This is a genomic window from Bacillus sp. B4EP4a (assembly GCF_006680105.1).
GTDB classification, from domain to species: Bacteria; Bacillota; Bacilli; order Bacillales; family DSM-1321; genus Peribacillus; species Peribacillus simplex_E.
Window position 1 is genome coordinate 107,124 of sequence record NZ_VHIK01000067.1, and the last position, 7,185, is coordinate 114,308.

9 protein-coding genes are annotated in these 7,185 nt (G+C 37.2%); 6 read left to right on the top strand and 3 right to left on the bottom strand.

The features are described 5' to 3' along the window. Positions 1 to 62 precede the first annotated feature (62 nt). Positions 63 to 263: a hypothetical protein gene (locus tag FNK51_RS25080; RefSeq protein ID WP_141995081.1), complete on the bottom strand. Its 201-nt coding sequence runs from the start codon at positions 261 to 263 to the stop codon at positions 63 to 65. Continuing rightward, positions 245 to 814: a hypothetical protein gene (locus FNK51_RS25085; protein WP_141995082.1), complete on the bottom strand. Its 570-nt coding sequence runs from the start codon at positions 812 to 814 to the stop codon at positions 245 to 247. The genes FNK51_RS25080 and FNK51_RS25085 overlap by 19 nt, the downstream gene beginning before the upstream one ends. A gap of 578 nt (positions 815 to 1,392) precedes the next feature. Here FNK51_RS25085 and FNK51_RS25095 point away from each other — a divergent pair. The 6 genes from FNK51_RS25095 to FNK51_RS25120 all read left to right on the top strand — a co-directional run bounded on the left by FNK51_RS25095 (position 1,393) and on the right by FNK51_RS25120 (position 7,000). Continuing rightward, a complete protein-coding gene (locus tag FNK51_RS25095; RefSeq protein ID WP_141995083.1) occupies positions 1,393 to 2,505 on the top strand; it encodes an ABC transporter substrate-binding protein in 1,113 nt (370 codons plus the stop codon). Beyond that, entirely contained in the window at positions 2,495 to 3,259 is a 765-nt protein-coding gene (locus FNK51_RS25100) for an alkaline phosphatase family protein (RefSeq protein WP_141995084.1), read from the top strand. Before FNK51_RS25095 ends, FNK51_RS25100 begins: the two co-directional genes overlap by 11 nt. A 107-nt stretch (positions 3,260 to 3,366) precedes the next feature. Then, complete coding sequence (locus FNK51_RS25105) at positions 3,367 to 4,308, top strand: ABC transporter permease (protein WP_286178881.1); 942 nt, start codon at positions 3,367 to 3,369, stop codon at positions 4,306 to 4,308. Continuing rightward, entirely contained in the window at positions 4,305 to 5,177 is an 873-nt protein-coding gene (locus FNK51_RS25110) for an ABC transporter permease (protein WP_053346231.1), read from the top strand. The genes FNK51_RS25105 and FNK51_RS25110 overlap by 4 nt, the downstream gene beginning before the upstream one ends. Then, on the top strand, positions 5,177 to 6,190 hold the full coding sequence (locus tag FNK51_RS25115) for an ABC transporter ATP-binding protein (protein WP_141995086.1): 1,014 nt from the start codon (positions 5,177 to 5,179) through the stop codon (positions 6,188 to 6,190). The genes FNK51_RS25110 and FNK51_RS25115 overlap by 1 nt, the downstream gene beginning before the upstream one ends. Before the next feature lie 27 nt (positions 6,191 to 6,217). After that, complete coding sequence (locus tag FNK51_RS25120; protein ID WP_141995087.1) at positions 6,218 to 7,000, top strand: DeoR/GlpR family DNA-binding transcription regulator; 783 nt, start codon at positions 6,218 to 6,220, stop codon at positions 6,998 to 7,000. On the opposite strand, the gene FNK51_RS26990 is transcribed toward FNK51_RS25120, so the two are convergent. After that, on the bottom strand, positions 6,991 to 7,185 hold a 195-nt coding region (locus tag FNK51_RS26990), incomplete at its 5' end, for a hypothetical protein (protein WP_220127006.1). The two genes, FNK51_RS25120 and FNK51_RS26990, sit on opposite strands and share 10 nt — an antisense overlap.

Below are 7,185 nucleotides of genomic sequence, written 5' to 3' on the forward strand. Positions count from 1 at the left end.
GAAGCCTTTTTTCGAGGTTCCCCTTATTTAGGGTTTCCATCATATTTTTATAGACTATAAAACTACTTTCCTTTTAGCGGAATTTCAAATGAAGTCCCCTCCACCAAAAATTCATGAGACTCACCATCCGCTATATCATCGGTAGTGAATGAAAAGGAATCGAGCCGATCGAAGTTTTCCTCGGGATCAACCAATAAGCCAATTGTGCCTTTTCTTGTTTCTCCTGGTTGGTAATCTGATCGGCTTACTTTTTTTGTCCCCATAAAAGTATCTCCGGAATGGATGAAAGTTTCAGAAGCACATCATATGTAAGATCATCATTGAAAGTAACATTTTCCATGCTGAAGAACTGAAGTTCCTTCGAATCTTTATTTTCCACGGAATAAGTTATCTCTAGATAGGAAACCTCTTCATCAATATCCGTTTTAGACAACGCAGCCTTTTGATCGATTTCCTCCATGGATAAATTCTCTTTATAATATATCGAATAGGCCTCTTCAAAACTCAATCCCGTATAGGATTTGAGCTCCGCCTTTACTTCATCTGTGAGTGAAGACAATTGAATCCTACGGATATCCTTGATTGTGATGACCATGGGTGCCAATTCAAATGACTCATTAATGTACTTCGTTTCTAGCAATGTGAAGGTTCCCCAATTTTTTTGGCGAACCTTATCGCCGACTTTTTTTAGATGGGTCCCGCCATATTCCTGCACCTCAGGAATTTTGGACTCCTTGGCTTCCGCTTTTTTCCCTTTTTCAGTTTTATCGCTCCCGAAATAATTGAAGGCGATTACACTTAAACAAATAAGCAATAATCCAACAATTGCTGAAATGATCCATCGTTTACGGATACTTCATCACTCCTTGTCTTAAACCATTGAAGTCATAAACTATAATATACCATTTTTTCGCAAATGGCGGGATTAGGTAACTGAAGAGATTAAAAGGCATGAGCCCGGTAGATTTCCGGGTTCATGCCCTCAAAGCTGTGCTTATTTAAATAAAGTGTCTAACTTTTTGGGCTCACTGGGACGAGGTTACATATCGTATGCCAACTACCATTCAGTTAACTTTAGGTCCCCCTTTGTAAAGGACAATAATTTTGAACTTAAACAAAGGAAGGTACTACCTCATTGAATAAAAAACAAGCAAAGGAGCTTGCCGTCGATACGATGCAAAATGTCAACCTACCAAATCCCGCGAAACTATTAAAAGGCTATCCTTTTCAATTGTATGAACATAAAAGCTGATGATGAATTGAACAAATAAAGAACTGATTTACAAAATCTTAACGTTGGATTAATGTGGGATTTATATTGAATGATTATGATTAAGCCGTAACAAACAGTAATAAACATTAAAAATTCCACATTAAATGGAGGCACTTTTTATGAATTACACATTCAAGAAGAATTGTTACAAGTCTATTCAAGCTGTGATGTTAGGAGTGAGTGTACTAGGATTAGCTGCTTGTGGAGCTACTAAAGAGGAGGCTGCTCCAGTTGTTAAGGATCCAAGTTCGTTAACCCTGAAAGAAATTGAAACAAAGGCAAAAGAAGAGGGGACAATTAATAGTGTCGGTATGCCTGATTCATGGGCTAACTGGGGAGAAACGTGGAATGAAGTGATGAAAAAATATACATTGGAACACAATGATACAGATTTATCCAGTGCCGAAGAGATTGCCAAAATGGAATCTGAAGGAGAGAATGCAACAGCTGATATCGGCGATGTAGGGGTTTCCTTTGGGCCCATCGCGGAACAAAAAGAATTAACGATGCCATATAAAACTTCCTATTGGGACGAGGTACCTGACTGGGCAAAGGATGACAATGGAGATTGGGTTGTTGGCTACCAAGGAACGATTGCATTCTTAACTAATAAAGAATTAGTAGATAACCCGCCAAAATCATGGGATGACATATTAAAAGGAGATTATAAAGTAACAGTTGGAGATGTTCAGCGTGGTACACAGAACCAAATGGCCGTTCTTGCTGCCGCTAAGGCTTACGGTGGTGATGAAACAAATCTCCAACCAGGAATTGACTTTTTTGCTAAGCTTGCCAAGCAAGGCCGCCTTAGCTTAACTGATGCCAAGCCGGCTAACATCGAAAAAGGGGAAGTGGAAGTTGCCCTTGTTTGGGATTTCAATGCTCTTGGTTACGCTGACCAAATTAACCGCGATCAATTTGACGTCGCCATTCCAAGTGAAGGTTCAGTCGTAAGCGGCTACGCAACTATTATTAACAAAAATGCAAAGCATCCGCATGCGGCGATGGCAACTAGAGAATATATCTTAAGCGATGAAGGACAAATTAACTTAGCTAAAGGATTTGCCCGTCCAATTCGCGATGTAGAACTACCGAAAGAAGTAGCTGAAAAAATGGTTCCAGAAGAACAGTACAAAAATGCAAAACCAATTGAAGATTACAAAGCTTGGGAAGAAACGGCTAAAAATTTACCGCAGCTTTGGCAAGAAGATGTGTTAGTCCATGTCAAATAAAGTAATAGCAATTGTTGTTGATGGTATGAGATATGATAAAGCATGTGAGGCTCTTGGATTTATTCAACATCTAGTTGAAACAAATCAGGCAGCACTTTACAAAGTAAAGTCGGAACTCCCAAGTCTTTCCCGTCCATTATATGAGGTGTTACTAACGGGTACACCGGCATCAGTGAACGGCATTACGTCCAATCAAGCCGTTCGCCTATCTACTGAGAAAAGTCTCTTTCATCTTACGAAAGAAAACGGCTTAAGAAACGGAACGGTATCTTATTACTGGGTAAGCGAACTTTATAATCGCGCGCCATTCCATTTTATTGAAGATCGTGAGCAAGAGGATGAATCTAAGCCGATTCAATATGGAAAATTTTATTGGGATGATGACTATCCAGACAGCCATGTGTTAATGGATGCAGAAGCTTTGCGCAGAAAGTATGACCCACACTTTTTATATATTCATCCGCTCGGTGTAGATGTAAAAGGAGAAATTTTCGGTTCGGAATCGAAAGAATATCGTGAACAAATCTTAAAAATGGGAAGCTTGTTGGCACAACTTTTGCCAATTTGGATCAAAGAAGGTTACCACATTTTAATTACATCTGATCATGGCATGAGTGAATATGGCAACCATGGCGGCATAACTGATGGTGAGCGTGATGTACCGCTCTTTATCATGAGTCCAAAAGTTGAGCCTGGTGTTTACAGCGAAGTAGTTCCGCAATTAGCTTTTGCACCGCTCGTTTGTAACTTTTAAATATTGAGCCGTCCAATAAAATGATTTCATATCAATTTCCAGGTCTGAAAGGAAAAAATACCCTTTAAAAAAGATACACTATTCAACATTAAAATGAAGAATGAAGGTTGACGGGAATTGGTTTAACGAACGTACTGTTAAATCAATTCCCGAATTTTTCTAAATTGTTAGAGAACAAAGAGGAGCGAGAAGTCTTGCGAAAAATAAAAAAACAAAAAATTTACTTATTAGCTCTTTTACTGCCATTTATTTTGTTTGTGATTGGATTTGAAATAGGACCATTAGTGGCTATGATTAAAAATAGTTTTTATGCAGACGATGGAATTCAAGTTACGATTGATCAATATATCACCATATTTAAAAGTAAATTTTACTTACAAGCCATTCAAAATAGCCTTGTCATTTCTTTATTTTCTGCTGTAACCTCTGTGATTATAGCAGTCATTGCAGCCTATTCGATTACAAAGTTCTCACAAAAAATACAAAATCGCTTACTGATGATTGCTAATATGACGTCGAACTTTGAGGGTATTCCCCTTTCATTTTCATTTATTATTTTACTTGGAAACAATGGGTTGTTTACGTTGCTTTTTTCAAAGATTGGTGGGGATGTGTTTGCGGATTTTAATTTATATTCATGGACAGGCCTCATTCTTGTTTATATATATTTTCAAATTCCGCTTGCTATTATGCTCATCTACCCGTCTTATCAAGGAATTAAGAAACAATGGAAAGAAGCTTCTTCATTATTAGGAGGATCAACATTATCATTTTGGCTTCACATTGGGATTCCAGTTCTTTTACCTAGTATTGTAGGTACTTTCAGTATTTTGTTTGCTAATTCGATGGGAGCTTACGCTACTGCCTATGCATTAGTAGGCAGCAACTATAACTTATTGTCATTGCAAATTGCCTCTCTAGTTGCTAGTGACGTTGCATTAAAGCCGCAGCTAGGTAGTGCGATGGGAGTTCTTCTAGCAGCGACAATGATAGGGGCGATGTGGTTCAATGAACGAATGATGCGCCGCATTAGGAGGGATTTACGATGAAATCTTCATTGACTTTTCATAAAGTGATTGTTGGGTTACTAGTTATATATTTATTAATTCCGCTTGTAGGAACATTTTTATTCTCGATTGCCGGTAAATGGGATCATACCATTTTACCTGAGAGTTATACAATGGATTGGTATATTGAATTATTTCAAGATGAACGGTTTTATGATGCTTTTCGACGAACGCTGTTTTTAATTGTCATGTCTGTAGGTCTTAGTGTTGTTATTATGCTTCCGACTATCTTTATCATCACGGTATATTTCAGTAAATGGGAAGGATTACTTCAAGCAGCAGCTATGCTTCCTTATGGAATTCCTCCCATTGTTGGAGCTGTAGGATTAATCAAGGTATATTCAGATGGACCGATTCAAATTGCCGGTACACCTTGGATTTTAATCGGTGCCTATTTCATAACGATTCTGCCATTTATGTATCAAGGTATTCGTAGCAGTCTTCGTACGATTAATGCCGTGCAGCTTGTTGATGCAGCTGAATTACTGGGTGCTACAAAATTCCAGTCGTTTCGCACAGTGGTGTTTCCAAATATTATATCTGGTATTTTAGTGTCTACCTTATTATCAGTCGCTCTTTTATTTAGTGAGTTTGCTTTTGCTAATTTGCTTGTCGGGGGCCGATTTGAAACCATTCAAATTTATCTTGCCGACAAACTAAACAGCAGTGGTCACTTAACAAGTGCAATTGTTATTACTTATTATTCAATGATTTTACTATTAACGGGGATTGTATTAAAACTTACGTTTAGAAACGAAAAAAATCCTGTCGTGTCAAATAAGAAGCGAATTCTTTCATTTTTTAAAAAACAACACTGTAATAAAAATACTGCTATAGAAGGTGAAAAGTAATGAGCTATGTAACCATCGATCAAGTGACTAAGGGGTATGAAAATCAAGTCGTTCTAAATGACATTTCTTTAACATTAAAAAAAGGAGAATTTGCTACACTTCTTGGGCAAAGCGGATGCGGGAAAAGTACATTATTACGTTCCATTGCGGGGCTTGAAGGTGTTGATGTAGGAAGAATCTTAATTGATGGAAAAGATATTACTAATTTATCACCGCGTCAGCGTGAAGTCGGTATGGTATTTCAGTCTTATGCGCTTTTCCCAAATATGAGCGTTTTTGACAATATCGCTTACGGCCTTAAAATGAAGAAGGTAAAAAATATTAAATCAAAAGTGAAAAATATGATTGATATGGTTGATTTAATAGGAAAAGAAGAATCGTATCCTCATCAATTATCTGGTGGACAACAGCAGAGGGTTGCTCTTGCCCGTGCGCTTGTCATGGAGCCGAAAGTACTGCTTTTGGATGAACCGTTAAGCGCATTGGATGCTAAAATTAGAAAAAGTTTACAAAAAGAATTAAAGAGAATACAGAAAGAATTAGATATTACAACTATTTTTGTTACTCATGATCAGGAAGAAGCAATGACGATGTCTGATCGAATTTTTGTCATGAATAAAGGAAAAGTTGTACAATCCGGTTCTCCATCAGAAATTTATACTTCTCCAATCAATACATTTGTTGCAAAATTTATCGGAAATTATAATGTTTGTAATATGGAAGTTTTCCATAAACTTGTTCGCAGCACAGAATTAAAAGGGAATGAGGTCGCCATTCGTCCTGAAGTTTTACAATTAGTTTCTGCGGGTGAGGATAGCTTGGATTTACAAGAGAACTGGGGAATTAAAGGGTTTATTAAAGATGTTTCTATGACAGGGAATGTTTTAAGATATGAAGTAGAAACAGATGAGTCCGCTTTCCTTGTAGACTATCTTCACCACCGAGGGGAAATGTTTGAGCAAGGAGCACGCGTTAATATTCTTATACCGAAGAAAGAATGCATTATTTTATAAATTATTAATGATCACGGGGGAAGTAATATGTCTGTTTTGCCAGAAGAAAGAAAGAATGAAATTTTAAAAGAACTTAACAAAATGGGAAAAGTAAAAGTTGTGGAATTAGTTGATCAATTTAATGTTTCAGAGGAAACGATTCGACGCGATTTGATGATATTAGAGGAAAAAGGACTTTTAAAGAGGGTTTACGGTGGAGCGATTAAAACAGTCTTTGAATTCGAGGAGCCTCCATTTACACAGCGTACAACGGTGAATCAAGAAGCGAAAATCAAGGTTGGGAAAAAAGCAGTAGAACTCATTTCTAACGGAGATGTGATTGCCATTGATGTAGGGACAACCATGCTTGAATTTGCGCAGTGTATCGAAAATAAAATAGACATTACGATATTAACCAATTCTCTTCCTGTGTCGTCTATGTTAACCGAATTGCTCAATCAAAATAAGTTTACAGGACAAATTCTATTACTAGGAGGACAAATTGATCCAAAGCATCAATCTATAAGCGGCGGTCTCACTGAACAAATGTTAAATCAATTTAATATTGATAAAGCGTTCATTTCAGCTGGTGGTGTTTCCATTCAAAGTGGGGTTAGTAATTATCATTTACATGAAACATTAGTTTCACGCAAGATGGTCGAGGTATCAAAGCAAGTTTTATTGCTAACGGATTACTCTAAAATTGGTGTCGACACATTTAGTAAAGTTTGTCCTCTAGAAAAAGTCGATGTGATTGTCTGCGAGCAACCATTTCCAGAGGAATGGAGAAATCATTCAAAATTAGAGGAGATCAATTGGATTCAAGCATAGTCAATCCATAAAAGGACATATCGAGATGGATGAGGGAGTTCTCTCTCTTTTTTGATTGGATTTTTATTGATAGCAGGTAAAAAAGCTAGAAAGAGAATTTTATAGATTGAATGAGAAAAGGGGCTATATAGCATGAGTTTCATTGCGATAGATTTAGACGGAACATTATTAAACGACCAGAATGA

Coding starts and splice junctions, on each gene's coding strand:
- FNK51_RS25095 (WP_141995083.1), top strand. CDS start 1,393: ATGAATTACACATTCAAGAAGAATTGTTACAAGTCTATTCAAGCTGTG.
- FNK51_RS25120 (WP_141995087.1), top strand. CDS start 6,218: ATGTCTGTTTTGCCAGAAGAAAGAAAGAATGAAATTTTAAAAGAACTT.
- FNK51_RS25110 (WP_053346231.1), top strand. CDS start 4,305: ATGAAATCTTCATTGACTTTTCATAAAGTGATTGTTGGGTTACTAGTT.
- FNK51_RS25100 (WP_141995084.1), top strand. CDS start 2,495: ATGTCAAATAAAGTAATAGCAATTGTTGTTGATGGTATGAGATATGAT.
- FNK51_RS25080 (WP_141995081.1), bottom strand. CDS start 263: ATGGGGACAAAAAAAGTAAGCCGATCAGATTACCAACCAGGAGAAACA.
- FNK51_RS25115 (WP_141995086.1), top strand. CDS start 5,177: ATGAGCTATGTAACCATCGATCAAGTGACTAAGGGGTATGAAAATCAA.